Source organism: Bradyrhizobium sp. MI1.10 (genome assembly GCF_055811035.1).
The window spans coordinates 166,430-190,898 of the sequence record NZ_JBVVPN010000006.1; the positions used below are offsets into that span (position 1 = coordinate 166,430).

At 64.3% G+C, this 24,469-nt stretch carries 32 protein-coding genes; 11 read left to right on the forward strand and 21 right to left on the reverse strand.

Translation table 11 applies throughout. The features are described from left to right. Positions 1 to 114: 114 nt before the first annotated feature. Positions 115 to 621 carry a hypothetical protein gene (locus AC0L3K_RS08950; protein ID WP_007591674.1) on the reverse strand — a complete coding sequence of 169 codons (507 nt, stop codon included), beginning with the start codon at positions 619 to 621 and terminating at the stop codon, positions 115 to 117. Between the two features lie 380 nt (positions 622 to 1,001). Further along, positions 1,002 to 1,292 carry a hypothetical protein gene (locus AC0L3K_RS08955; protein ID WP_219683921.1) on the reverse strand — a complete coding sequence of 97 codons (291 nt, stop codon included), beginning with the start codon at positions 1,290 to 1,292 and terminating at the stop codon, positions 1,002 to 1,004. 345 nt (positions 1,293 to 1,637) lie between these two features. Here AC0L3K_RS08955 and AC0L3K_RS08960 point away from each other — a divergent pair, with 345 nt between their 5' ends. After that, positions 1,638 to 2,684 (forward strand): hypothetical protein, encoded by a 1,047-nt coding sequence (locus AC0L3K_RS08960; protein ID WP_473365778.1) that lies wholly within the window; start codon positions 1,638 to 1,640, stop codon positions 2,682 to 2,684. A 102-nt stretch (positions 2,685 to 2,786) separates the two neighbouring features. Here the strand turns inward: AC0L3K_RS08960 and AC0L3K_RS08965 are convergent, their stop codons facing one another. Together AC0L3K_RS08965 and AC0L3K_RS08970 are read right to left on the reverse strand one after the other, a co-directional pair. After that, positions 2,787 to 3,257 carry an SMI1/KNR4 family protein gene (locus AC0L3K_RS08965; protein ID WP_007591679.1) on the reverse strand — a complete coding sequence of 157 codons (471 nt, stop codon included), beginning with the start codon at positions 3,255 to 3,257 and terminating at the stop codon, positions 2,787 to 2,789. Positions 3,258 to 3,444: 187 nt separating this feature from the next. Further along, positions 3,445 to 4,452, reverse strand: coding sequence for an acyl-CoA desaturase (locus AC0L3K_RS08970; protein WP_219683919.1), 1,008 nt, complete (start codon positions 4,450 to 4,452; stop codon positions 3,445 to 3,447). Between the two features lie 267 nt (positions 4,453 to 4,719). On the opposite strand from AC0L3K_RS08970, the gene AC0L3K_RS08975 reads away from it, so the two are divergent. After that, positions 4,720 to 5,451, forward strand: a complete 732-nt coding sequence (locus AC0L3K_RS08975) for a transglycosylase SLT domain-containing protein (protein WP_376707513.1) — start codon at positions 4,720 to 4,722, stop codon at positions 5,449 to 5,451. Between the two features lie 107 nt (positions 5,452 to 5,558). On the opposite strand, the gene AC0L3K_RS08980 is transcribed toward AC0L3K_RS08975, so the two are convergent. The 3 genes from AC0L3K_RS08980 to AC0L3K_RS08990 form a co-directional block, all read right to left on the reverse strand. After that, on the reverse strand, positions 5,559 to 5,834 hold the full coding sequence (locus AC0L3K_RS08980) for a hypothetical protein (protein ID WP_083869795.1): 276 nt from the start codon (positions 5,832 to 5,834) through the stop codon (positions 5,559 to 5,561). A gap of 240 nt (positions 5,835 to 6,074) precedes the next feature. Then, entirely contained in the window at positions 6,075 to 6,722 is a 648-nt protein-coding gene (locus AC0L3K_RS08985; protein WP_473365779.1) for a cell envelope biogenesis protein TolA, read from the reverse strand. 300 nt (positions 6,723 to 7,022) lie between these two features. Then, on the reverse strand, positions 7,023 to 7,559 hold the full coding sequence (locus tag AC0L3K_RS08990) for a helix-turn-helix domain-containing protein (RefSeq protein WP_219683916.1): 537 nt from the start codon (positions 7,557 to 7,559) through the stop codon (positions 7,023 to 7,025). A 214-nt stretch (positions 7,560 to 7,773) separates the two neighbouring features. On the opposite strand from AC0L3K_RS08990, the gene AC0L3K_RS08995 reads away from it, so the two are divergent. After that, a complete protein-coding gene (locus AC0L3K_RS08995; protein WP_007591698.1) occupies positions 7,774 to 8,124 on the forward strand; it encodes a zinc ribbon domain-containing protein YjdM in 351 nt (116 codons plus the stop codon). 127 nt (positions 8,125 to 8,251) lie between these two features. Here the strand turns inward: AC0L3K_RS08995 and AC0L3K_RS09000 are convergent, their stop codons facing one another. Then, positions 8,252 to 9,169, reverse strand: coding sequence for a DMT family transporter (locus AC0L3K_RS09000; protein WP_473365780.1), 918 nt, complete (start codon positions 9,167 to 9,169; stop codon positions 8,252 to 8,254). Between the two features lie 80 nt (positions 9,170 to 9,249). Beyond that, positions 9,250 to 9,669, reverse strand: coding sequence for a nuclear transport factor 2 family protein (locus AC0L3K_RS09005; RefSeq protein ID WP_311985914.1), 420 nt, complete (start codon positions 9,667 to 9,669; stop codon positions 9,250 to 9,252). A 124-nt stretch (positions 9,670 to 9,793) separates the two neighbouring features. Between AC0L3K_RS09005 and AC0L3K_RS09010 the strand changes: the two genes are divergently transcribed. Next, positions 9,794 to 10,375 (forward strand): bifunctional transcriptional activator/DNA repair enzyme AdaA, encoded by a 582-nt coding sequence (locus AC0L3K_RS09010; protein WP_246649236.1) that lies wholly within the window; start codon positions 9,794 to 9,796, stop codon positions 10,373 to 10,375. Positions 10,376 to 10,379: 4 nt separating this feature from the next. Here the strand turns inward: AC0L3K_RS09010 and AC0L3K_RS09015 are convergent, their stop codons facing one another. The 3 genes from AC0L3K_RS09015 to AC0L3K_RS09025 form a co-directional block, all read right to left on the reverse strand. Further along, positions 10,380 to 10,526 (reverse strand): hypothetical protein, encoded by a 147-nt coding sequence (locus tag AC0L3K_RS09015; protein ID WP_167552239.1) that lies wholly within the window; start codon positions 10,524 to 10,526, stop codon positions 10,380 to 10,382. A gap of 248 nt (positions 10,527 to 10,774) precedes the next feature. Then, complete coding sequence (locus AC0L3K_RS09020) at positions 10,775 to 11,029, reverse strand: hypothetical protein (RefSeq protein WP_219683913.1); 255 nt, start codon at positions 11,027 to 11,029, stop codon at positions 10,775 to 10,777. Positions 11,030 to 11,180: 151 nt separating this feature from the next. After that, positions 11,181 to 11,384, reverse strand: a complete 204-nt coding sequence (locus AC0L3K_RS09025; RefSeq protein ID WP_219683912.1) for a hypothetical protein — start codon at positions 11,382 to 11,384, stop codon at positions 11,181 to 11,183. A 330-nt stretch (positions 11,385 to 11,714) separates the two neighbouring features. Between AC0L3K_RS09025 and AC0L3K_RS09030 the strand changes: the two genes are divergently transcribed. Continuing rightward, positions 11,715 to 13,025: a M15 family metallopeptidase domain-containing protein gene (locus AC0L3K_RS09030; protein WP_219683911.1), complete on the forward strand. Its 1,311-nt coding sequence runs from the start codon at positions 11,715 to 11,717 to the stop codon at positions 13,023 to 13,025. A gap of 10 nt (positions 13,026 to 13,035) precedes the next feature. On the opposite strand, the gene pdxY is transcribed toward AC0L3K_RS09030, so the two are convergent. The 3 genes from pdxY to AC0L3K_RS09045 all read right to left on the reverse strand — a co-directional run bounded on the left by pdxY (position 13,036) and on the right by AC0L3K_RS09045 (position 15,276). Next, complete coding sequence (gene pdxY / locus AC0L3K_RS09035; protein WP_473365781.1) at positions 13,036 to 13,848, reverse strand: pyridoxal kinase; 813 nt, start codon at positions 13,846 to 13,848, stop codon at positions 13,036 to 13,038. Between the two features lie 49 nt (positions 13,849 to 13,897). Beyond that, a complete protein-coding gene (locus tag AC0L3K_RS09040) occupies positions 13,898 to 14,539 on the reverse strand; it encodes an FMN-binding negative transcriptional regulator (protein WP_219683909.1) in 642 nt (213 codons plus the stop codon). A 92-nt stretch (positions 14,540 to 14,631) separates the two neighbouring features. Next, positions 14,632 to 15,276 (reverse strand): TetR/AcrR family transcriptional regulator, encoded by a 645-nt coding sequence (locus AC0L3K_RS09045; RefSeq protein WP_219683934.1) that lies wholly within the window; start codon positions 15,274 to 15,276, stop codon positions 14,632 to 14,634. A gap of 97 nt (positions 15,277 to 15,373) precedes the next feature. Between AC0L3K_RS09045 and AC0L3K_RS09050 the strand changes: the two genes are divergently transcribed. Both AC0L3K_RS09050 and AC0L3K_RS09055 read left to right on the forward strand, forming a co-directional pair. Further along, complete coding sequence (locus tag AC0L3K_RS09050) at positions 15,374 to 16,039, forward strand: O-methyltransferase (protein WP_219683908.1); 666 nt, start codon at positions 15,374 to 15,376, stop codon at positions 16,037 to 16,039. 183 nt (positions 16,040 to 16,222) lie between these two features. After that, a complete protein-coding gene (locus AC0L3K_RS09055; RefSeq protein WP_007591712.1) occupies positions 16,223 to 16,567 on the forward strand; it encodes a DMT family transporter in 345 nt (114 codons plus the stop codon). Between the two features lie 66 nt (positions 16,568 to 16,633). On the opposite strand, the gene AC0L3K_RS09060 is transcribed toward AC0L3K_RS09055, so the two are convergent. Continuing rightward, positions 16,634 to 16,948, reverse strand: a complete 315-nt coding sequence (locus AC0L3K_RS09060; RefSeq protein ID WP_035992793.1) for a hypothetical protein — start codon at positions 16,946 to 16,948, stop codon at positions 16,634 to 16,636. Positions 16,949 to 17,018: 70 nt separating this feature from the next. Continuing rightward, complete coding sequence (locus tag AC0L3K_RS09065; protein ID WP_035992796.1) at positions 17,019 to 17,198, reverse strand: hypothetical protein; 180 nt, start codon at positions 17,196 to 17,198, stop codon at positions 17,019 to 17,021. A 139-nt stretch (positions 17,199 to 17,337) separates the two neighbouring features. On the opposite strand from AC0L3K_RS09065, the gene AC0L3K_RS09070 reads away from it, so the two are divergent. Then, positions 17,338 to 17,616, forward strand: a complete 279-nt coding sequence (locus tag AC0L3K_RS09070) for a DUF3551 domain-containing protein (protein WP_007591714.1) — start codon at positions 17,338 to 17,340, stop codon at positions 17,614 to 17,616. A gap of 19 nt (positions 17,617 to 17,635) precedes the next feature. On the opposite strand, the gene AC0L3K_RS09075 is transcribed toward AC0L3K_RS09070, so the two are convergent. The 3 genes from AC0L3K_RS09075 to AC0L3K_RS09085 form a co-directional block, all read right to left on the reverse strand. After that, positions 17,636 to 17,914, reverse strand: coding sequence for a hypothetical protein (locus tag AC0L3K_RS09075; RefSeq protein ID WP_007591715.1), 279 nt, complete (start codon positions 17,912 to 17,914; stop codon positions 17,636 to 17,638). A 174-nt stretch (positions 17,915 to 18,088) separates the two neighbouring features. Next, positions 18,089 to 19,099 carry an SH3 domain-containing protein gene (locus AC0L3K_RS09080; protein WP_473365782.1) on the reverse strand — a complete coding sequence of 337 codons (1,011 nt, stop codon included), beginning with the start codon at positions 19,097 to 19,099 and terminating at the stop codon, positions 18,089 to 18,091. Between the two features lie 162 nt (positions 19,100 to 19,261). Continuing rightward, positions 19,262 to 21,184, reverse strand: a complete 1,923-nt coding sequence (locus AC0L3K_RS09085) for an FAD-binding monooxygenase (protein ID WP_473365783.1) — start codon at positions 21,182 to 21,184, stop codon at positions 19,262 to 19,264. Positions 21,185 to 21,287: 103 nt separating this feature from the next. Between AC0L3K_RS09085 and AC0L3K_RS09090 the strand changes: the two genes are divergently transcribed. Then, positions 21,288 to 21,752: a MarR family winged helix-turn-helix transcriptional regulator gene (locus tag AC0L3K_RS09090; RefSeq protein ID WP_007591720.1), complete on the forward strand. Its 465-nt coding sequence runs from the start codon at positions 21,288 to 21,290 to the stop codon at positions 21,750 to 21,752. A 121-nt stretch (positions 21,753 to 21,873) separates the two neighbouring features. After that, positions 21,874 to 22,302 (forward strand): COG4315 family predicted lipoprotein, encoded by a 429-nt coding sequence (locus AC0L3K_RS09095; protein ID WP_007591722.1) that lies wholly within the window; start codon positions 21,874 to 21,876, stop codon positions 22,300 to 22,302. Positions 22,303 to 22,308: 6 nt separating this feature from the next. Here AC0L3K_RS09095 and AC0L3K_RS09100 read toward each other — a convergent pair whose 3' ends face one another. Continuing rightward, positions 22,309 to 22,926 carry a L,D-transpeptidase gene (locus AC0L3K_RS09100; RefSeq protein ID WP_198288227.1) on the reverse strand — a complete coding sequence of 206 codons (618 nt, stop codon included), beginning with the start codon at positions 22,924 to 22,926 and terminating at the stop codon, positions 22,309 to 22,311. Between the two features lie 355 nt (positions 22,927 to 23,281). Between AC0L3K_RS09100 and AC0L3K_RS09105 the strand changes: the two genes are divergently transcribed. After that, the gene (locus AC0L3K_RS09105) at positions 23,282 to 24,307 is read left to right on the forward strand and encodes a hypothetical protein (protein ID WP_007591726.1); all 1,026 of its coding nucleotides are present in this window, start codon (positions 23,282 to 23,284) and stop codon (positions 24,305 to 24,307) included. Positions 24,308 to 24,469: the final 162 nt, after the last annotated feature.

Below are 24,469 nucleotides of genomic sequence, written 5' to 3' on the forward strand. Positions count from 1 at the left end.
GAGCGAAGCGATACCCATCACCGCTCGATCGGCGAGAGATGATGGGTCTCGTAAGGGCTCAACCCATCCTACGACCTTGAGCTCAACCCACCCTACGCGCTATCTACGCCCGCCTCACCGTATCTCGCTCATCGACACCTTGGCGGCGATCCCGTTCAACTCGGGCTGTTGCGATGCGAACTCCTCGTTGGACGATGAGCCTAGCGAGACGTCGACCATTCTGCGCTTGACCTGTTCGCATGTCTTGCGGACGTCTTCGGTGAACAGCGCACATTCTTCGATGCGCCTGAAGATCTTCCGACCCTCTTCACGATACTCCGCCGCCGTTTCTCGCATGAAGGCGATCGCATCATGGACCTGGGCTGTCAGCGCCTCGCATTTTTGCGCGGCGTCGATCAACTCGGTGCCCATGGCCTCGATCTCTTTTGCAGCGGACTCATAGTCCCGAACGACCGCCTCTGCACTGAGCGCGCCGACGCGCGTCACGCCCGCGGTGTGCTCGACGTAATCAGGCAGCGCAATGGAAGCAAGAGAGCTTCCCGAGCGTATCGATGCAATGTCCTCCTCGAGCTGGACCAGGTTTACTCCGTCCCGCCTGCGCAATTGTTCGACGTTTGCCATTATTGATCCTCCCATACGCACCCAGAACCCCTAACGGCATTGGGTTTATTACGGGGATAAGCTCCGTTCTACCCTGATGTATCCTTGACAGCCGCAGCTTTGCCGCTTTTTCCTGGTCGCCGCGAATGCACGCAGCGATTGACTTTTCGGCGTTCAACCTCTCATGGTGGCGGCCGGCGAAGATGGCACGCACGCCTCGCTAGAAGTCGACCTGTCGAGCAACAGACGCGCCAATACGCACGGTGAAGCGAGCACAGCTCGGATCGCGTGTGTGCGGGCCCGGAACTCGGATCACCTCTCCCCGCTCGGAGAGAGGTGCTCCGCGCACAGCCGACCCATCGGTGCTCTGGCCGCTGCGCCAAGACCGGCTACAAGACCGGCTAGTAGCAAGGCGGGTAAGGTTCGTAGCCGCAGCGGCGATAGCCGCCGTAGGCTCCGTAGGCACCGTAAGCTGCCGCACCAACCGCAGCAGCTCCGACGCCCACGGCAACTCCGCGGCGCACGACTGCACCACGATAGACGCCACCGCGATAGACACCGCCGTGATGAACACCAACTCGACCAACCCCGACGCCTCTTCGATACGCGAAGGCGTCGGTCGAAACAGTCGCGATGCAGGCGATGCCAATGATTGCGGATGCGGTAAGTGAAACGATGGTTCGGCGCGACATGTCCACTCTCCTTCCTGGATTGGAACGGTGCGTCAGCGTAATTCTCCAATCAGCGGGTTTTGTTGATTTAGAACAATGCGGGCCGTTGCGATCTGGCGGCCGAGTTCATAACGAGACAGCGAAACTGTCACGCTGACCTACATAGGGCATCAGCGGGAGCCACACCGATTTCGCTCATGTACCTGACGCTCCCGACGCATGCCGGTTCGGCAATGCCCACGCCCGCCCCCGAGCCCGCCATAATTTCTCCTTCGCACGCGCGTTGTGTTGGACGGCGGCGAGTCCTATCGTTCCGATCGGACTGCCGCACTCCCATTGACGCCCGACTGGATCGAGAGCGCATCGGTGCCCGAGACGAACGACCCCAAACCTGACGACCACAAGCCTGATGCCCCTAAGCCGGACGCTCCCAAGCCGGACGAGGTGCGCGCCGATGGCGGGCTGGCGCGGGCTTACGACCGGATCAAGAGCGCAGAGCAAGACCTTGCGCGGCTGGACCGGCTGGTTTCCGGAATGGAACGCGGCAGCGAAGGCCCGCGGGTCTCGGGAGCAAGCGCCGGTGCGGAGACTATCCAGGCTCCCAAGGACAAGATTCCCGAGGACAAGACTCCCAAGGCCGCGGCGCCGGCGCCAGATAGCGAGGTTCGCAACCAAGGCCTGAAGGGAGATCGGCCCATGCTGCGTGCTCTGGTCGGTCTCGTGCTGGCGATCGGCATTCTCGGTGCAGCCTTCGCTTCGCAATATAGCGATCAGGCCAGGTCGATGACCAAATCGATCATGGCGCGATGGGCTCCACCGGCCGCCACTCGGCCTCCGCAAGCGTCCGCGGTTGAAAGTCCGGCGCAACCGGCGGCCGTGCAGCTGGCTGCCGCGGATGAGCCCGGCACGGTGCCCGCGCCGCCGGTCGGCAAGGACACTGAGAGCAATGCAGGGTTTGACGCTCCAAGGCCCGACGCTTCAAGAACTGGCGCCACAGCACCTGCCCCCTCGTCGTCCGATCTCGCGCAATCGCTCAAGACCATCACCAGCGAGCTTGCGAGCATGAACGGAAAGCTCGAGCAACTGAAGAGCCGCAACGAGCAGACGCTGCGCGAGCAGGCCGACACCATTCAACAGCTCAAGGCGGCGCAGGAGAAGGATGCGGCGGCTAACGCACGCCTCGCCGCACAGGTCCAGGCGCTGCAAAAGGAGCCGACGACGTCATCCGCATCTTCATCCGCACCCGCACCCGCGAAACCCGCCGTGCGGAGCGCAATCAACAACGATACCGCTGCGCCTGCCCGGCCGCACGCGCAGGCGGCCGCACCCCGGCGGCCCAGGCCGCCGTCGCGCGGGCCCTGGATGCCCCCGCCTTATATGGTCGATCCCTACTACGGCGATCCGGATTGGTGAGCCCGCGGGATGGGTGGAGCGAAGGGATACCCATCGCTAGCTAATCGACAGAAGCGATGGGTTTCGCAAGGGCTCAACCCATCCTACTAGCTGCATATCCATTCACCCCTCTCCCAAGCCGAGGATGAAGGTTTCAAGATCGGGCGCGAGTTCGTTTGTGTTCGGGAAATCGGCGAACATGTCGCCACCGTCCACCGGTTCATGCTCGTGATCCCAGTAGAAGACCTGCCCATAACTGTCCTCCTCCAGACTCAGCAGGAACAGATCGCCGCCGGGATCGGGTGCGAAGGGGCAGCTCAGCCGGGGGATTCGATTCATGCTCCGATACACATCGTAATTGTCGATGACGCCGTAGCTGTCGGTCGGATGCGTCGTGAATAGCACGTCCAAAACGGTGCGGTCGTTGCGCCAAGGCAGCTCGACGCCGCAGCGGTCGAAGCCGCCGCCGTCCGATTGCGCCAGCAGCTCCTTGTAGGGCGCGGGCAACGGCGCACCGATGTGTTGCTCCAACGCGCGGATGGCGTTGGAGGGCGCCGGTGTCCGTCGGTCGTCCATGAGATCCAGATAGTTCATCGGCCTAAACTTCGTGCCCCGTGGGCCATCAAAGCGCCCGCGCTAGTGAGCACACCACTAGATCGGTGTGGCCAAATCCATGGCGTAGTCGAGCACCGAGCCCGAAGGATGGGTAGAGCACTTGCGAAACCCATCGTGCGATGACGGCGATTGGTGGGTCGCTTCCGCTCTACCCATCCTACAGCCTTTAGACGATCGCTTCGGTATCTGCCACTGAACGTTCTCCGCCGTCTGAACCGCCAGAAGGACGCGTTCTGCTCCCAGCCGCGAAAATGTCGTGCACGAGGCCAAGCTTCCCGAGCCCGAGAATGATCAGGCCGTTGATGTCGATCTCGTACCAGGCGTGCGAAATGTAGGCGTCGCGCGGAAACCGGTGATGGTTGTTGTGCAGGCCTTCACCGAAGGTGAGGATCGTGGTCACGAACTCGTTGGTGGTGCCGTCGTCGAGATCGAAGCGGCGGTAGCCGTAGCGGCCGTCGCTGTGGCAGACCGAGTTGACCAGCGATGTCGCCATGGTCATGAGGTAGCTGCGGAACAGGCCGGAGAACAGGATGCAGCCGGTCATCGTGTGCACGCCGCCAAAGGCGTAGCCGATCGCGCCCGGAATGATCACCGCCGAGAGCGCGTACCAGTACCAGCGCGTCCTGGTGAAGAACATGGCGATCGGATCGGCCAGGATATCCTTGGCGTAGTATCCGGCATCGGTGGTGGCCTGATCCCACACCCAGCCGCCTTGCGCATGCATCATCCCCTTGGCGAAGGTGACATAGGGATTGCCGTCGCCGTCATAGTAAGGGCTGTGGACGTCGCCCGGCTTGTCGGAGTGAAGATGGTGCCGGCGATGATTGCTCACCCATTTCAGGATCGAGCCCTGCACCGCCATGGTGGCGATGGCCGCGAACAACGTCCGCATCACCGGACCGCAGCGGAAGCTGCGGTGGACGAAGTAGCGATGCATGAAGCCGATCCCGACCGTGGACAGCGCGAACGTGCCGGCGAAGACCGAAACCTCCACCCAGCCGATGCCTTGCCAGAACGCCCAGACCAGCGCCGCGATCGAACCGCCGATCATGATGACGAAGGAGATGTAGGAATCGCGAAACTTGGCGTCGACCACCGGCCCTTCGACCAGCACGCCCGGCGGCATCTTCCGCTCCGCAGCTTCCGCCGACACCACGCTTTCAATGACGGTCATTCCAACGATCCATTCACACAAAATTAACCCTATTGCGGCGCACAGTACAACCTCGGGTTATTTCCATCAAGGATACGAGCTGCCGTGGGAGTACGGAGCGGCGACTTGAAAAGACGCGACCAGAGAGAAAAGAAGCCGGATTTCAAGAGCTGGTGACCGCGTTAACCAGCTACAAAGCCTCCGCAATGCACTCCCAAAAGACCGATGCCAGCACGAAGCAAGCCCCTCCTCTCTCGCCTTCGCAAGCTCCGGCGTAGCGCGCGATGGATGCGAAAGACTTTCGCGCGCGCACCGCGGATGGTTCAGATCGGGGGCGCCGTGGCGATGCTGCTTGCGGCCGTCGCGCTCGTGAACATCGCCTATCAAACGATGCGCAAGCCGACCGAGCTGTTCGTCCTTGTCGGCCACGCGCTCGACAAGGAGCCATCGGAGACCTGGCGGCAATACGGGCCGCTGTTCCGCAAGCATGCCACCGCGACGATCACGCCCGAATTGCTGGCCGCACTGGCGCAGGTCGAGAGTTCAGGCAATCCGCTCGCGCGCACCTACTGGCGTTGGCAATGGAGCCTCAATCCGCTCGCGATCTACCGGCCCGCCTCCAGCGCCGTCGGCCTCTTCCAGATGCTGGACGCAGCCTATGCCGACGCCGCGCGGTTCTGTATTCGCAGTAACGCGGTCACGGAAGCCGGCTGCGGCTCTCCCTTCCTCTATGTCCGCGCGATTCCGAGCCACGCCATCGAGCTCGCATCGGTGTATCTCGATCGCAATGTCGCCGATGTTCTCGCCCGTGCGGGTGATGTGAAGGCGAGCGCGCGCGAGCGGCAGGATCTGGCCGCCTTCATCCATCTCTGCGGCGCCGGCCCCGCCACGGCCTACGCACGCCGCAAGTTTGCGATGATCGCCGACGAGCGTTGCGGCGATCACCTCGTCACGAGCTATATCGCCAGGGTCAACGCGATGAAGCGGCAGTTTCAGCGGCTTGCGGCCGACGACGATTAAGGACGTAGCCCGGATGAGCGCAAGCGAAATCCGGGATTCGTGCCATGCGGGCGATCGTGCGATGCGGATGGTCCGGATTACGCTTTCGCTCCATCCGGGCTACGGGATCACCACCAATACGGCCACCGCCAACCCTCATACCGCACCCACGACGACACCAAAGGCGGTCCGTACGGATCGACCCGGTCATCTTCCGGGCGATAACGATAACGCGGAACAATATTGTAATCCCACGGCGTCGGCCTGAGCACGGGGACATCCACCCTCAGCCGTTGTTCATCCACCACGCGAGCCTTCCGCGTCCGGGCGTCGGCATCCGATATTCCGAGATTGCACAGCACCAGGGCGGTTCCGAGTGCACACGCGACAGTCATGATCTTCATGCGTTGGTCTCCTTGCCCCAAGAGTGCAAAAGGACGCCAAGCAAGGCAAGCCCAATTCGCTGTCGGGTTGCTTGGCGCGCGAAGAGCGACGGAGCGAGCGTAGCCTGGATGGAGCGCAGCGAAATCCAGGGTGTCTTGCCACAAGCTGCCCGATTCCCGGATTGCGCTTCGCTCCATCCGGGCTACAGTTCCCCGCTGCAGCACCACTTAATCTGTGCGCCCCGCCCGGCCCCCGCGCCCCTACTCCCGCGCACGTCGCACCGCCTCCTGAAGCTTCATCCGCTGCTTGTCCCACCGGCTCTGCTCTGCCTCGGCACGCTGATCGAGCGCAGCGCGCTCCGCGTCGATCGCCTCCGCCCGCTCCTCGTGCTCCCGCCTCGCCTCGTCCAGCGCCGCCTGTGCACTCGCGACCGCTTTCTCGCGGCGCGCGCGCTCCTTGGCGCGAGCGATCTCCTCCTTGCGGCGCTCGGCTTCCCGCCGGCGCTCTTCCTTCGCGAACGCCGCGGCGGCCTTGCGCGCCTGTTGATCGTCGATCTTGCGGGATGGTTGCTTTGCAGCCTTTGAAGGACTCTTTTTCGGCTTGGATTTCGGCCTGCGCTTCGGCTTGGCCGCGTCGTCAGCGAGATCGGTCGGCAACTCGGAATGCTCGGTGAACGCCCCATCCGATCCGACCGGACGCCTGAGCACCACGCCCGGCTTCTCCATGGTCGCCGCGACGATGTCGGGGTCGTCAGTCTCCTTCGCGGCGCCCTGATGAAACAGATTGGACCTGGCGCCCCAGGCGTCCAGCGCTGCCTTCATCGAGGGCGCGGCGATCGCCTGGTCGTAGAAGCCGAGCGAGGTCTGGAAGGTCTTCAGTTTTCTTTTTGGTTTTGCTTTTTTCGGCATGTCGCTCCGCAGCTGGCGAGCCACCAGCTTCCAGCGGCGCCATCATGCCATACTGCTCCTGTTTTGCCCGACGAGTCAAATTCGATTCGGTATCGCCGAAGTGGATTTGAGGCCGTAGCCCGGATGGAGCGCAGCGTAATCCGGGACCGGTGCCCCCGCAGGATTCCCGGATTGCGCTTCGTTCCATCCGGGCTACGGCCCATCGTCAATGATTTTTCGGATTTGCAACATTCTGAAATCCCTCGGGATTTCTACTGTGCATGGGGTTGTTTTCGACGTTTTGTTTTGACAGGTCGTCACCTACGCCGCGTTGACATCCTCAGGCGCCGGTCCCGCGACGAGCCCGTCGAGGCCGACCATCAGCAGATCAGCGATGTGCATCAGCTGATAGAGCGGAATGTCCGCCTGGCCCTGCTCGGCCAGCGACACGAAGGCGGGCGTGGCGCCGATGAGCTCGGCGAGCTGGCCTTGCGTGTAGCCGCGCTTTTCGCGCGCAGCCTTGAGGCGCGCACCGATCCCGAGCCGGTGCCGGGACTGCTCGTCCGCGGTCATCATCACGGCCTGCTCATCCGCGCTTGCATAGCCGTCCACGAACGCGCTGCCGATCAGCCTGCCCTTGCGCCAGGCGACCCGGCAGTCCTTGCGCAGTCCGCTGCTGAAGACCAGCGTGAACTGCTCGGCCACCCAGAGCGAGGCGTTGAGGCCGAGGCGCGCGCCGGTGCCGGAGACATCGCGAATCGTGCAGGGTGCGCTGATGGTCTTGCCGGTGCCGTTGTCGAACTCGACAATGCCGGTCCGCAAAATGTGATGTCTGACTGCGGCGCGGTGCTCGCTCATGACGGGACGTGGCTCCTGGACGCTCCTTGCGCAGCGACGTCGAACCGACGCAGCCGCAAAAATCCCGGACCTCGATACCGCAGATTTTTTCCTGAACTCCTAAATTTCCAAGGGTTCCCCAAGGACTGAAAGCCATGGTAAAGGATTTGCTCCCAATCCATCTTTTTCCGGCGGAAAGCGTGCGGCGCGCCCGTGACGGGCGACGAGGCGAACGATGACCGACGCGATGAAATGCCCGACCTGCAACTCCGAGCACGCCTATCAGGATCGCGGCCTCTGGGTCTGCCCGGAATGCGGCCATGAATGGAGCGGCACGGCGGAGGCCGCCGCGGATGCCGCGCAGGAGGCCGGCGTGCGCGATGCCAACGGCAATGCGCTCGCCGATGGAGACAGCGTCATCGTGATGAAAGATCTCAAGGTCAAGGGCTCGTCCTCCGTCGTCAAGGGCGGCACCAAGGTCCGCAACATCCGCCTGCAGGACGCCACCGACGGCCACAACATCGCCTGCAAGATCGACGGCATCGGCGCGATGAATCTGAAATCGGAGTTCGTGAGGAAGGCGTAAGCCGAGCCCCCGGACTCGCCAGGGCAAATCCGCTAGCGAACGCGCCGAGCGGCTCGGGCGGGAGCTGACCTGTCGCGGCGTCAAGTTTACCGCCATCGAATGGTAAGCGCCGTGCGGAGGCCGCAATCTATCGCTGCCGCTGCGCCAGATAGAATCCGCACAGCACCGTCACCAATGCCGCCGTCTGCAATAGTGTCGGTGGCTCGCCGAGCAGGAGCCAGCCGGTGAGCACCGTCAGCGCCGGCACGCAGGCGGGGACAACGGCGGCGCGGGCCACGCCGAGGCGTTGGACCGAGACGGCGAACAGATAAAGCGCAGCGGGACCTGCAAGCACGCCCTGCGCCAGCGCCTGAATGGCGTTCTCACCGATACCGATCGCCGCGATCCGCGCGAGCCCGCCGGTCATGAGGTAGATCGGCAACAGCAGCAGCGACAGCACGTTGATGACGAGCGCAGCCGACACGGCGGAGACACGCCAGTGGCGCAGCAGCGCGCCGAAACCTGCGAACATCAATCCGGTCAGCACGAAGGTCAGATCGCCGAGCACGCCGTCGACGCCGATATGGCCGATCGATTCCGCGCCGATCACACCAAGCCCGCCGACGATGACGACAGCGCCGGCGATGCGCGACGCGGAAACATGCTCCTTCAGGAACAGGGCCGCGAGCAGCAGGCCGCCGAGCGTCGCACAGGAGGGCTGGATCACGCTGCCATGGCCGAGCGGCACGAACAGAAAACCAGTGTAGGAGATCAGCGACATCACCGGGCCGCCGAGCACCATCAGCACAAGGCCCCTGCCCCAACCGATGCCGCAGAGATCGGAGATTCCGCCGCGTACCACCAACGGCAGGAATGCGATGCCGGACCAGACATAGCGATGCACGAGCAGATCGACCGGCGTGAAGCCGACCTTGAGGCCGTGCCGCGTGCCGGCGAAGCCAAGCGCCCAGAACACCGCCGCGGCGAGGCCGCAGAGCACGCCGACAAGGGCCGGCGCCTGATCGTTCCTCCGAATGAGAGCGTCGGCGCTCGTTCGCTGATCCATGGAGCATGCCTTATGTCAGCAAGCGACGAGGCTCAACCCATGCGGTTGCAGGGCTGGCACGCGGCGGAAAATATGCCTGCTCATCGAGCCTCCTCGCCGAACACCATCCGCCATCTCTTGCGCGTGTCCACGTATTCCCGCACCTCGCGGATCTTGTCGCCGGCCACCGTGAACACGAAGCTATAGTCATTCTCGTAACGCGCTCCCCCGGCAAGTGTAGCGCGCATCCGCTCCTCCACGATCACGACATCGTCGTCGGCATAGACGCCGCGAAAGCCGATATCGATCCCGGAGAACATCCTGTGCATCTCCTGCGCGATGAAGCGCGCGATCGCTTGCGCGCCGATCATGTGGTCGGTGTAATCGAGCGCGACCGCGGTGGCGTTGCCCTTCGGCGCGATCCACTCAGCGTCGTCGGTGAACAGCGCGGCGATGCGCATCGAGTCGCATACTGAAACAATCTTCCAGGCGTTGAGGACGATGTCTTTCGGGCTGGTCACGGCGGGCTCCAAGACTGGCATCGCAGGGGGGCTTGCGTCGAGGGCGGCTTTCTAAGCCGCCCTGCCCATCGCGGCTCGCCGCAATCGGACTCGGTCATCCCGCGGCCCTTTCGCCAGCGCGGCCATGCGCTATCATCAGGCCATGCTGAGCTTTGATGTCTGCAATGCAGCGCGCCTGCGCCGCGATCCCCGCTATGACGGCCGCTTCTTCACGGCGGTGAAGACCACGGGCATCTATTGCCGCCCGGTCTGTCCGGCCAAGCAGCCGCTGACGCGCAACGTCTCCTACTATCCGTCAGCCGCCGCGGCCGAAGCCGCAGGCTTCCGCCCTTGCCTGCGATGCCGTCCCGAGACCGCACCGTTCTGCCCGGCCTGGAACGGCACGCGCTCGACGGTCGCACGCGCGGTGAAGCTCATCAATGAGGGCGCGCTCGACGAGGATTCGGTGGTGTCTTTCGCGATGCGGCTCGGCATCTCCTCGCGTCATCTGGCGCGATTGTTCGAGCGTCACGTCGGCACCACGCCGCAGCAGCTTGCGAAGACGCTGCGCGTTCAGCGCGCAAAACGCCTGCTCGATGCCGGCGATCACACGATGACTGACATCGCATTCCAGGCCGGCTTCGGCAGCCTACGCCGTTTCAACGCCGCCTTCGCAGAGCTCTACGGCCGCTCGCCGTCGAGCCTGCGCTTATCGAAGCATGCGTAGCCCGTCAGAAAAACCCGGGGCTGAGATCGAGCCCGTATGTCAGGCTGAGCACGAACACGAACAGCGCGGCGGCTGCGAACAAGGCGAGATGCCTGAGAATGAACGCGCGCGGCGAGACGCTTGCAACAACGGCCTTCTGTGCAACGGGCATGACTACTCCATTATGAAAATGATTCTTGGCTGCTCAATAAGCGGCGCCCGCATCAAGCGCCGCGATCTGCAAAGCAACTATTAAAGAGATCACACTCGCTTTGAACGGCCATACACAAGTGGCAGGTGATCACGACTCGCTGCACCAAAAAAAAGACCGCGCTCCCGAGAGGGAACGCGGTCCGGGCAGGCTCGGAGAAAACGAGCCTGCATCACGTTGACTTGATGTTGGCTAGTGGCGCCCCCGGGTTAGCGGGCGCTGCCCGCCGTGACATCAGCGGTCTTCATCTTGCGCGGCGACAGAACGCGGGTCTGGTGGACCGAAGCGATCGTGGTGGGCGCCGAGGCCTGCTGCTCGACATGCGCGGCACCGAGCACGCGCACCTGCATCGGGGACACCGGAAAACCGTTGGCCTCGTAAGTCGGCAGCTCGGCGGCGAAAGCCACGGTGCTGCCAGCGATCGTCAGGATGGCGGCGGCGATCGACAGAGTCTTCTTGTTCATGGGTGATGCTCCTGAATGAAACGTTCGGAGCACATCTAAGCGCATTTTGCTGCATTGCGACATGCACTGCTGCAACGCAACAACGCGCCGAGTGCATGGCAATATGTTTAATGCGCGCCCCGGCGCGACATGACGCTGTTATGAGCGGCGGTCAGCCGCCGAGCACATGGCCCCAGCCGTCGAAAACGTAGTCCTTCCAGATCACGGTTCCGTCACCGCCTGGCCGGCTGGCCCGCCTGAAATCATCGGCCTGCTCAGCGGTCCAGGTGATGATCGTATCGGAGAGCTGGTCGTGCAGGATGGCGGGCTCGGTGGGGTCGAAGGCGTCCATCGGACGAAGCGAGGAGTGCGTCATGGGCGCCTAACGCGCCGACCGTGACAAGGTTGCGCAACGTGTGGGCGAAACACCTTACGCCGGCCGGTGCCAAAATATTCGCCTTTATCGAATTTTCTACACCGCCCGCGCGCAAGCGCCGGTGGAACTGCGATGGGAACCCGCGTTGCCGCCGCGCAACACCTGGTCGAAAAGCCCGCTTTCGCCGAATTGCGCCATTGCGCTGCCACACCGTCCTCCGAACAATCGGCGCGCGGCGTGCCTTTTCGTGCAAGACTGTTTGGCCAAGACTGTCTGGTCAGACTGTTCGGAGAAGACGAGGTTCAATAGAACCGTTTGGAGGCAGGGATCATGAATGATCGGCGGTCTCTTCTGGTGGCGGTCTCCTGCCCCTCGGCGGTTCTCGCCGGCTGGCTGGCGCTCTCTTTGTCCGCCTACGCCCCTGCCCTGATCGAAAACAGCGGCGCCAATGCTTCTGCCGTCTCGCGCGCAAAAGATCTTGGTCGGCTCGACCTCGCCGACATCCCGCACGCTGCGGCCATCGAGGACGGCGTCGCCCTGACCGCGGATATCGCCGCCGCGGTCGCTGCGACACCAAGCGCGGTCACCGCTGAAGCGGCAGCGCCCGAGGCGCCAGTTCCGGCCATCAAGCTCGCCTCGGCCGACCCAGTGCTGATCTTGCCGACCGAAGCGCCACTCGCGCCGCAGATTTCACCTGATCCGACACCAATCGCCAGCGAGGTTGCTCCGGCTCCGGCGCCGGAGCCCGTGGTAAAGCTCGCATCCGCCGATCCCACCGAGATCGTGACGACCGAGGCGCTGTCGCCCGCGACGATCGCGACCGGCCCCGCGCCCGCGGCGAGCAAGGCCTCGCCGTCTGCGGACACGACCGCGGTGCTCGACGAATGCTACGTCATGGAAGCCTGCATCGACCGCTATCTCTGGGCGCTCTACCAGCGCACGCCCAAGGAAGACTCGATCAAGGTCGAGGATCGCCGCGCCGTCACCGTCAAGCGCAAGGGCAAGATGGTGACCGTGATGCGCAGCTTCACGAAACTGGTCGACGAGGACTTTGGCTGGAAGGATCCGAAGGCGGCCGACCGCGCCGGCATGTCGATGATGGAATACGTCATCGGCGGCATGGACAAGAGTTTCAAGAAAAAGCTGTTTCGCACGTTGCTCGCGGCTGAGGCTGCCGGGCTTTCGCCGGGTATCACCAGCGCGTTCCGCGACGACTATCGCCAGTCGATCGCGAGCGGCTTGAAGGCCGCCTCCGACCGCTCCTATCACGGCGGCAGCACGCGCGGCGGCTACGGGCACGGCATGGCGGCCGACATCGTCAGCACCAAGGGCGACAACCGCGCGCAGCGCTGGGTCTCGACCGAGGTGCTGTGGAAGTGGGTCGATGCCAATGGCAAGGCGCTCGGCATCGGCCGACCCTATCTCGGCCGCGATCCCCCGCATGTCGGCCCGGTCGACGGTACGGAATATGTCTCGCGCCGAGGCACGTCGGACCGCAAGGAAGCCAACGTCAAGCCGAGGAAAGCGCGGGCCGTGGCAAGCGCAAAGCTGCCAAAGGCGAAGGCACAGGCGACGCGCGAGCAGAAGGTCCCCGCGAAGCCGCAGAAATCAGCGCAATCGGCCGCGAAGCGCGCGACCTGAGTATGACGGCTTACCGTCCCGGCGTCGGCAGCGGCACGAGCCGCATCTCGGCGGCGCCGGCCTCCTGCGTGCGCACCAGCACTGCAAAGATGGTTTCGACTGCGAGCCGCACCGCCGCCTCGGTCGCAGTGCCCTTGGCCAGATGCGCCGCGATCAGGCCGGTGAGGAGATCGCCGGTGCCTGAGGGGCGGATCGGCAGGCGCGGCGTCGCAAAGCGCGACAACTGACCGTCGGCGCACAGAATCGTTTCCACCTGCCCTTCCGCCGTATCAGTGAGCGTGCAACCGGTGGCGACCACGTCAATGCGGCCGGTCCCGGCCAGCGTCGCGCACGCAGCGCGCAGGCCCTGCGCATCTGCGATGTCGAGGCCTGCGAGCAGCCCGAGCTCGAACTGGTTCGGCGTGGTCAGATTGGCGGCCGGCAGCAGCCGGTGCCGGACCACATCCAGGATGCCGTCCGCGACATAGACCCGGCCATCATCGCCGATCACGGGGTCGCAGAGATAAACCAACTTTGAATTGCGGGTCAGCGCCCGCTCGACGAAATCGGCAACGACAGCGGCATTGCCGGACGAACCGAGATAGCCGGTGACGAGGACCGCGGCCTCGTCGACGAGACCGCGCTCCTCGACACCTCTCAGCAGATCTGCAACGAGCTCGGTCTCCAGCACCCGCCCGCGCAGGGTCGGATAGCGCGGATGGTTCGACAGCAGCGTTGTCGGCACCGCCGCGACATTCACGCCCTCCGCCTGCATGGCATAGGCGGCGGCGCTGTTGCCGACATGGCCGTGGACCACCTGGCTTTGAATGGAGATAACGAGCATGAAAGAGGTCCGTAGGGTCAAATGCCGAAGGGCGCAAGAGTAGCCCGGATCACGAACCGTGATACCCAAGCCCGGGCCGCAAAGCCTGCATCTTCCGCGCCAGCCGCCGATGCCCGTTCTCCTCCGACCGCGCCAGCCGGTCCACGACCGCGACATGATCCACATCACTTTTGTGCTGGTTGAGCTTGGCCTGCCCCTCGACGGTATCCACCACGAGATCGATGACGCGGATCGCAGCCAGCATGCTCTCGCGCTTGCCGGGCTCCATCTGTGCGAGGTCCCAAGGTGCTTTTGGCAAGCGCGCTTCCGAGACCGCGAGTAGTGCATCGCCGTGCCTGCGGTTCACGTCGAGCCCGCGCAGATGCGCCACGCCCGACAAATGCACGGCCTCGTAAAGCCAGGTCGAGACGTTGTCGCGCGAAGAATACCAGTCGTTGGAGATATAGGCGTCGTCGCCGGCAACGATCAGCAGAAAGCGCCGTGCGCTATCCGCGAGCGGGACGAGCGGATTCCTGGCGGTGAGATGGATCTGGACGATCGCACGCCCCTCGCGCTGCTCCAGCACGAACGGCACATGCGAGGCGCGAGGGCCGCGCTCATCCGCCGCGACGATCATGCCGAAGCCGCGCTGGCTTGCGAATTCCAGCGCTTGCTGCTCCTCGATGCGGAATTGGGGGCGGAGGACATGCATGGCGGGGCGCTCGTCGACTGGCTGGAGGACAAACCGAGGCTAACTCATGATCCAGTCAAGTCGGAAACGATATTGGCCCGCAAACGCGGATGTCAGGAATGACTTCGCCGCCGCGCAAGCTCATCGATATAGGCGCAAAACATGTCGGCCATTGCGTTCGCATGACGCGCGATCTCCGCCTCGTTGCGCGGTGTCTCCGAGAACTGCTTGCCAACCTCGCTCAGCGTCGTCTTGATCAGCTCGCCGGCAAGCTCCCGCGTCGCATCCGGCGCCTCGGGCAAGGCCTCCCGCATGAAGGCCGCGACGATGCCCTTACCGGCGGCCCGCGCGTCGTGTGCTTCGGGCGCATCGCGATAGAGCGGCGCGGCGTCGCTGAGCGCCGTGCGGATCGCAGCCTCCTCGCACTCGGAGCGGATGAAGGCGCGGACCAGCGCGCGCAGTCGCACCAGTGGCGGTTTCGCCTGGTCCGCCAGGATGCCGCGCAAGAGTTCGCTCGTGCGCCGCCACTCCTCGCTCTGGAGGCGGAACAGGATCGCCGCCTTGTTCGGAAAATATTGATAGAGCGACCCGACGCTCACCCCGGCCCGCTCGGCCACCCGCGCCGTCGTGAAACGCTGCGCCCCCTCCTTGGCCAGGACCTGAACAGCCGCGTCCAGAATGGCCGCCACCAGGTCGTTCGAGCGGGCCTGCTGCGGCTGTTTTCGTGTGGAAACTGAACGGCTTCGGCGATCGGCCATGGCGCCCTCGAGCAATGCGAATAGCGAATGCGACGAATTAGTCGTATTTCCATTGTCACGCAAGCACTCGCCTCGCGGCGACATCTGGAGACGACACATGAGCATCCCGACCATCACATCACTTGCGCCACTGCTCGATCGTCTTTTCGACCAGGACGAAGCGGCGCGCGGCGCGATGCGAGCCGCCTTCGCCGATGTGACCGACGCCGACCGCGCACGGATGATGCGGAGCAAGACCGCTTACCGCGACCTCTACGGGCGGCTGAAGGACGCACCGCTCGCGGTCTCCCGCGAGACCGGTCACCTGCTTTACATGCTCGCACGCAGCTCCCGCGCCAAAGCGATCGTCGAGTTCGGCACCTCGTTCGGCATCTCGACCCTGCACCTTGCCGCGGGCTTGCGCGACAATGGCGGCGGCCGCCTCATCACCACCGAATTCGAACCGTCCAAGGCGGCCCGGGCGCGCGAGAACCTCGCGGCCGGCGGGCTGCTGGACCTCGTCGAAATCCGCGAAGGCGACGCGCTGGAGATGCTTCAAGTCGATCTGCCTGATACGATCGATCTCGTGCTGCTCGACGGCGCCAAGGCGCTCTACCCCGATATCCTGGATCTGGTCAAAGGCCATCTCCGGCCGGGCGCGATCATCGTCGCCGACAACGCCGACGACAGCCCCGACTATCTGGCGCGCATGCGCATGCCCGGAAACGGCTACATGTCCACGGCCTTGGCCGAGGACGTCGAACTCTCGGTGCGGATCAACTGACGCCCCGCCACATCGAGCAAGCGCGACCCCAATGGGCCGCCGCGCAACCATCGCGCGGCGGTGTCGTGCCGCGCTCCGCCGTGTCGCAGGCTCGTCACTGACACGTGATAGCTGGACCCGGGCAAACGTCATATTCCCCGCACCGCGCGGTATCTTTCTTTGCACAACACGCCCGAGCCCGTGATGACTTCCGCCTTCAATGCCTACGCAGCGCTTGCCCTCGCTATCGTCCTCGAGGTCACGGCGTCCGCCTTCCTCCAGCAATCCGTGCAATTCACGCGGCTGTGGCCGACACTGGCGATGGTGCTGTTCTATGTCGCGTCGTTCTACGCGCTGTCGGTCGCGATCCGGGTCATCCCCCTGAGCATCGCCTATGCGATCTGGGGCGGGGTCGGCATCATCCTGACTGCAACGGTCTCCTTCGTGCTGTTTCGCCAGATGCTCGACGCTGCGGCCTTCGTCGGCATCGCGCTGATCGTGTCCGGAGTCGTGGTCATCAACCTGTTCTCGGCGAGCACGGTGCATTGATGCCGGCAAGCACGGTGTTCACCGGCAGGCCTTGCTTCGCGACGCCCTGCAGCAGCCGGCTCCCGCCTACTGGCTTTGCGACGGCTTGGGAGCACGCGGCCCGGATCGCTTTGTGCCAGGCTTGGCCGCAGCTCGCGGGGACGCCGTATCGACGGATTCCAGATAGGCGGCAAGCGCCCTGGCTGTGTCCGAACTGGTTGCGTAATGGTCCTTCAGGAACCAGGACAGCGTCAGGTTGAAGCGCCCCTTGGCAAGGCCGCGGGGGCTGCGATGGCAGGTCGCGCAACCATCGGCGAAAAGCTTTTGCGGCGACTTGCCGGCATCGAGATTTTGCGCGGCGGAAAATGTCGTCGTCAGGACGGCCGCGGCTGCAAGAGTCACTAGGGGCGTGATCAGGTCGCGCCCCGGTCGAAAGTGCGAAATCAATGTCGTCCCCTGCCCCGTCTTGCGGTCAGGCCGCCAATAGCTGATCGAATTCGGGCGGCGCGTAGGCCTTGCCGTCCTGGTCGGTGATGACGACCTTCCACCCCTCGCTTGCCCAAACCTTCGCCTTCGCCACGATGAGCAAACGGCTCTCGCGGGCAAAACTGCACTTCTCGTTGTCGCGTTCTGCGACCATCTTGTAGGCCAATGCGCATCCCCTTGCGTTGCCCCTGCACCCGCTCTCGTCGTGGCAGCGGGCTTTGGCGGCAATTCGCCGGGAGCGTGGCAATTTGATGCCATCCAAGGCAGCATTGTGCCTGGTTCCGGCCGAACGATGGAGATGGATCGTGCGCCGCATCATGAATGCGATTCTGCTTGTAGCGGGCTGGCCTGGTGCGGGCTTGCTCGGCGTGACGCCGACAGCCGCGCAGACCTATGATCCGCGCCATCCCGTCTGCATCGAGATCTACACGATCGACGGCCGCAGCATCGATTGCAGTTTTGCGACAATCGCGCAGTGCGCCGCGACCGCCTCCGGGCAGTCCGCCCAGTGCTATGCCAATCCTTATGCCACGCCGAGCCGGCAGCTGAGCCCGGTTCCGTCGCCGCCGCGACGAAGCCGATAGCATCAGGTCTGCGCTCCGATCAGTGGACGCGAATGATATGGGGACGGCCGAGATCAATCAGCCCCTGCACCGCCGAGAGGCGGTCATCGAGGGCTGCGATGGTCAGCAACAAATTGTTGCGGCGTTCGTCGAGAAGGCCCATCTCGGCGCCGGAGAGTTTGGTGCTCGATCGCTCCTTGTGAATCACCTCGAGAGATTGGCGCAATCCGGCAATCAGGCCGGACAGCTGCTTGGCTTCCTTGGTCATCGACCGCTTCGCGACATTATGGCGGCGCGCCTCCGCTTGGTTCTGTCTCATCGTCGTCATCCTCCCGTGCCCCGCTGCCCCGAGTGGAATGCTTACAGCTTTGAGTAGACATATTACGATCGATGAAATCTGCCCGCGAAGAAGCTTCTTAAATTGTACGCGCACGGAACCCGGTCCGCCCCGAGCAGAAAGCCCGGCGCGAGGGCCGGGCTTTCTTTGGCAACTCTAGTGCTTTTGGTGCCCGCCACCGGGACCGCCGGCCGGCGCACCGCCGCCGTGCGGCGCGGCGTTGATGTGAGGAGCGCCGCCGCCACCGCCATGAGGCATCGCAGGCGCAGCCGCGCGCGGCGCCGGCATCTGGGCATGAGCATTCATCGGCGAGCCGTGGCTCACATTGGGCTGGGCCACATGCGGCATCGCAGGCCGGCTTGCGGGAGCGGCTGAGACACGCGGCGCCTCGTGTGCGCGTGCCATCGGTTGCGCAGGAACAGCCGCGCGGTGTGCGGCCTGCTCGTGCATGATGCGGGCTTGTGCATCGCGCGGATTGCGGCTCTGAAGATTGGTCCGCTCATGCGCGATGCGGTCGCTTCGTCCCGCGCGGGCCCGGTCCGTCGTCACCGCAGTCTCGCGCCTGGCGATCGCGGCGTCGTGCCGTGAAGTCGCGGCATCACGGCCCGAGACCGCGGCCGCGCCTCTAAGGCTTTCCTTCGCATTTTCCCTTGCACTTTGCTTGGCATTCGCACCGTTGTGCCCGAGTGCGACTGCCGCATCGCGCGTTGCCGCGCGGCCGATGCGAGCCGCGCGCGGATCGATCGTCATCCGCATCGCGTCGCGCTGATGCGAAGTCCAGTAGCTATTCCAGTGGGCATGCCGCCGATACCAGGGCCGCCCCTGATAATAGCTCGACCAGTACGAGGTCAGCACGAAGGGGACGATCGGCACGTCGATCTCGTCGACATAGTCTGGGAGATAGACGTAGTGATTGCGGTAGAGATATTCGAGATATTGCGACGACACCCAGCCGCGGTCATCCGAGAAGCTCACGTCGCACCAAGCGTTGCCGCGCAGGCAACCATGGATGTAGACGCGGGCGCCCTCGGGGATGCGATCGACCAGCGGAAAGCCCGGACCCGGCCCGGCGCGCAGGCCGGTCGAGACGGTGACCATGCCCGGTGCGGCCAGCGCGGCCGTCGGGGCAAGCAGCAATGCGGCTAACAACACGCTTCGGAATTTCATGGCGTAGTCCTCCTCTTTCGAGTCGGAACGCGCCAGCGGAACGGGCGTTCCGCGTACGAAGGTCTCATTCGTCGAAAGATCGAGACCGATGCCGCGCGCGGTTCAATATTCATTGGCTGTTCATCGACACCGCGCGCAGAGAGGGTGTGCGCTGCCGTCCCGTCAGTTCACTTGCTGCATAAAACCGTCGAAGTACGCAGCAAGCGCAGCAAAATCATCGAGCGGCAGCACGGTCGCGACATACTGATCCGGCCGCACCACGACCATGCAGCCGGCCTTGCGATCGATACCGCGCATGGTGAAAACGTCTTGACCATTCTTGAGGTCCGGACAGAACATCTTCTCGTAGTCGATCAGGCCGTACCGGCCCTTGCGCGGAAGCAGCAGCGCGGGCATCGCCTCCATGGCGAGCTCGCGATGATCCTGCTGGAAGACCGCCCGCAGGTCGATCACGCTGTCGATGTCGGCGGCCGCTGGCGTGTAACGCCGGACCGGCGACTCCCGGGCGTCGGAGAGAAAACTGCACAAGGCGCGAATGGCCGAGCCGGCTGCTGCCGGATCCTCAGCGCCGGAGAAAGCGTAGATGCGGAAGCGGCCATCCGCCGGCGCGGCGTGACCGAGATGCACCGGCTTGGCATCCGCAAGCCGGATCACCGGTGCGGAATGAAAGCGCGTGCCGATGACGAAGCCTTGCGCGAGATGCTGGTGGGACGTCGCTCCGGTCAGAACCGACGGGCGGTAATGCGTCGCCGTGCCCGCGGTGTAGCGACCGTGCCTCACGAAATAGTCCTGCGTCCTGGCGGCATCGGCGCCGCCGGCCTTGGCGGCGGACGCGAGAATTCCCGCCCATTCGCGATCGAAATCGATCAGCTCTTTCGCAACCGCCTGGCGCTCGGCGGAATAGGAATGCAGCAGGCTCGGCGCCGACTGCTTCCGCAAAACGGCAGCGAGCTTCCAGCCGAGATTGAAGGCGTCCTGCATCGAGACGTTCATGCCCTGCCCCGCCTTCGGGCTGTGGGTGTGGCAGGCATCTCCGGCGATGAAGATCCGCGGCAGACGCGCTGCGATCTCGGTCTCCGGCACGTCGTCGAACTTGTCGGTCAGGCGCTGGCCGATCTCGTAGACCGACCACCACGCGATCTCCTTCACATCGAGCATATGCGGCTTCAGGATCCGCTGCGCCTTCGCGATCACGTCATCGGCGGTGATGTTGCGATTGGCGACGCGCTCGCCGACGTCGAGCTTGGCGAGCTCGACATAGAGGCGGACCATATAGCCGCCCTCGCGCGGAATGATCAGCAGGCTGCCGTCCTTCGCCGACTGGATCAGGGCCTTGAAGCGGATGTCGGGAAAATCGGTCACCGCCAGCACGTCCATGACGCCCCAGGCATGATTGGCGGAATCGCCGAGCAACTCGCGACCGATCGATTTGCGCACCATGCTGCGGGCGCCGTCGCAGCCGACGACGTAGCGCGCCTTGATCGTCTCTATCTTGCCCTCGTTCTCGGGGTCGACCCGTTCGAGCCGCGCCGTCACGGCATGGTCGGTGGGCCCCGCGGAGGGATGGACCTGAAGGTCCAGCAGGCGCCGGCTGTAATGGGGCTCGAGCCTGGCCGGCGCTTTGCGCATGACGTCGAGAAAACCGTCATGGATGCGCGCCTGGTTGAGAATGACGTGCGGGAATTCCGACAAACCGTCCTCGACGTCCTGCACCCGGCCGCTGCGGACGATGTTTTCCGGCATCCGCTCGTCCGGCTTCCAGAACGTGGTCTCGTTCACCCAACAAGCTTCCTTCAGGACGCGCTCGCTGAATCCGAAGGCGTGGAACATCTCCATGGTGCGGCATGCGATGCCATCGGCCTGCCCGACCAGCAAGCGATCCGGCTTCTGCTCGACGATGCAGGTCTTGATGTCAGCAAACTGCGCAAGCTGGGCAGCGAGCGTCAGGCCCGCAGGGCCACAGCCGACGATGAGGACATCGACCTCGTCAGGAACGCCCCCCGTTGCGCCCGAAGCCTGAATGCGCGCGGCGGGATCGGCGATTTCAGGGTCGCCCGGCTGAAATCCATTGAGATGGAATTGCATGAGCACCTCTCCCGGAAACGTTCTGTTTGGATATTGTTCAGTATGCTGACTATCAGTATACTTGTCAACGATCCCGGCCGTCCTGCCCCAACGGAGAAATTCGGTGAAAGACAACAACGACATGCCCGGACATCTGGCGCGCCGGTTCCAGCAGATCGCGGTGGCGGTGTTTTTGGCCGAGGTCGGCGATGCCGGATTCGACCTCACGCCGGTGCAATACGCCGCGCTCGCGACCATCAAGGCCAACCCGGGCCTCGACCAGGTGACGCTCGCAGGATTGATCGCCTACGACCGCACCACCATCACCGGCGTGATCGACCGCCTCGTGCAGAAGGGGCTCGCGGAGCGCCGCGCCTCGCGCCGCGACCGTCGTGCCCGCGAGCTCGAGATCACCGACGAAGGCCGCCGCACGCTGCGCAAGATCACGCCGGCCGTCGAATCCGCGCAACGCATCATGCTGCGCGGCCTCAGCGCGAAAGAAAGTGAGGATCTGATGCGGCTGTTGCACAAGGCCATCGCCGCCGGCAACGAGCTCAGCCGCGCCCCGCTGCGCGAAGCGCAGGCCTAACCCCCGTAATTGTACCGGTCGTTGTCGCAATGTCGCGAAACCTGGAACTAACCTTCGGCTGTTAGGGTCCGCCGCATTCGGCGTTTAACGCGCGATTAACTTTGCCGGTCTGGAGTTTCGGATGTTCAGGTTCCTCATTGCGGCGGCGGCCATCGCGCTCTCGACCGCTCCGGCGCTCGCGAATGGCCATGGCGGCGGCGATGCCCCTCCTCCGCCGAAGCCCGCGACCTCACCGGCGAAAGTCATCCTGACCAAGCAGGGCCCCACGCTCGTCGACCTCAACGGCATGACGCTCTACTATTACGAGCGCGATACCACCGGCAAGACGTCGAACTGCAACGGCAAATGTGTCGAGAGCTGGGTGCCGCTGCCCGCAACGGCCGATGCCAAGGCGGTCGGCGACTTCACCGTGATCAACCGTAACGACGGCAGCAAGATGTGGGCATATCGCTATCGCCCGCTCTACACCTCGCCGGCCGACAAGGCGCCGGGCGAGGCCAATGGCAATGCCACGACGCTGCAATGGCGCATTGCCCGTCCCGAGAATTAGGGCGACCTACCCGCGCCAGCTGGGCTGCGCTTCGACTTGCGCGTTCTGTCCGGGCGGCAGCACCACGACCGTTGAATTGAGCTTCACCCGGTCATAGAGATCGATCACGTCCTCGTTGCGCATCCGGATGCATCCGGACGAGATCGCCTGCCCGATATATTCCGGCTGGTTGGTGCCGTGGATGCGGTAGAGCGTGTCCTTGTTGCCGGCATAGAGATAGATGCCGCGCGCACCCAGGGGATTGGCGGGACCGCCGGGCACGCGCGCCGGATAGGGTCCGAGCCGCGCCTGGATGTCCGCCGTCGGAACCCAGTCCGGCCACTCCGCTAGACGACCGACCCGCGCGACACCGGAGAACGCCATGGCTTCCTCGCCGACCGCAACGCCGTAGCGAATCGCCTTGCCGTCGGGCAGCACGAAATAGAGATAGCGCGCATCGGTATCGACCAGAATCGTGCCCGGCTGCTCCTTGCGCGGATAATCGACGATATGACGAAGATATTGCTCGGGCACGTTCGCTTGCGCGTACGGCGTATGCGCGAGTAACTGCCGGTCGCGCGGCGTCATGCTCGCGTCCGTCGATGGCGAAAGCGTTGTCTGCATGCAGCCGCCCAATGGAAGCATGGCAACAACGAATAGAACGAATAAGGATCTTGGCACCGCCGGCCCCGATAGCGATAGCAGCACCCCCAGCAACACCAGATGCTGCCAAAATCGTGCTGAAAACAAGGCATTGTGGAACACGTACGCGTGTTTTCTGAGGCGGGTTCCATCACCACAAAGGGCGCAAGAGCGTCGCACAGTCTCCATCCCCTCGCCTTGCTTTGGTCAAACCCGGCTGGACTCGTGCGTCATGGCTTGGGCCTCGGGGAATTGGACGGGCTCACCTCAACGGATCTGCTCGCGCGAATGCGGACGGCCAACACTTCAACTACTCAACGCCCGGGCTTCAAAACACCCGGGCTTCAAAGGAGCTGCGATGCTCGCGACGCTGAACTCTCGGCAAATCGTCGATGAGATCGTGAAGGACACGGTCACGAACAACGACCCGCACGACGCGGTGCAGATTTCGCCTGACATTGTGCTGGCCTCGCGCCCTCTCAGCGTCGCGCCCGCGCTCGCGCCTGAGATCACGGCCCGCCCGGAACCCAAAATAGATCCGGCGTTCACGCTGAAGTCCAGAATGAATCCGGAGCCGAAGTTCAGTCCCGTCGCGGAGCCGCAGGCGGCAGCGCCCTCGGTCGACACTGCCGTGCGCGTCGCGGCCGGTGATGGTCTCAGCCGGCAGAAGCGCTCCTCGGCTGGCAAATGGCTGCGCGGCGCGTTCGTCACGATGCTGTTTGCGGGCGGAAGTGCGGCCGCCACTATCGCTTGGGAGAAACACGGCGACACCGCAAGACAGATGCTCGCCGAATGGACGCCGGTATTGGCGTCGCTGCTGCCTTCGACCTCGCAGACGGCACCGGTCGCCGCCGCGCAGGCCGCGCCACCTGCGGACCAGGCCGCAACGGATCAGGCCGCAACGGATCAACCGACAGATCAATCTGCGGCTCCGCCCGCAACCCAGGTTGCAGCAGCGGTGCCCACGGCAACACAATCCGATCCTGCACAATCGGTGCAGTCGATGACGCGCGATCTCGCCGCGATGGCGCAACAGATCGAGCAGCTCAAGGCTAACATCGCCGAGTTGAAGGCCGGGCAGGAGCAGATGGCACGCGAGATGACGAAGCCGCCCGCGCCGAAGCCGGTGGCCGATGCGAAGCCGCGCGTCGATCCGCGCGCGCAAATGTCCGTGCTGCCGCCGCGGCCTGCGACGGCGCCGGTTCGCAAACCGAAGCCGGTCGTGTCGCACACCTACATGCCGGCTTATTCGCCCGCGCCGCTCGCTCCGCCGCCGCCGTCGCAGGCTGCCGCGGTCCCACCGCCAGCTGCACCTGTGACGACGACGCAAGCCGTTGCCGACGACGATGGACCTGTCGTGCGCCCGCCAATGCCGCTGCGCTGAACCATCGTCACGCGACGACGCGAAAGCGTCGCGCCAGGGACGCTGTCCGAGTCGATGTGATGCGTTGAGTCCGGGTGACTACGGGAAGCGATGCTTCCATAGTTTTCCATCAAGAGAAAAGGCCGTCGGGATCTATGCCGGCGGCCTTCTCTTGCAGCTGCC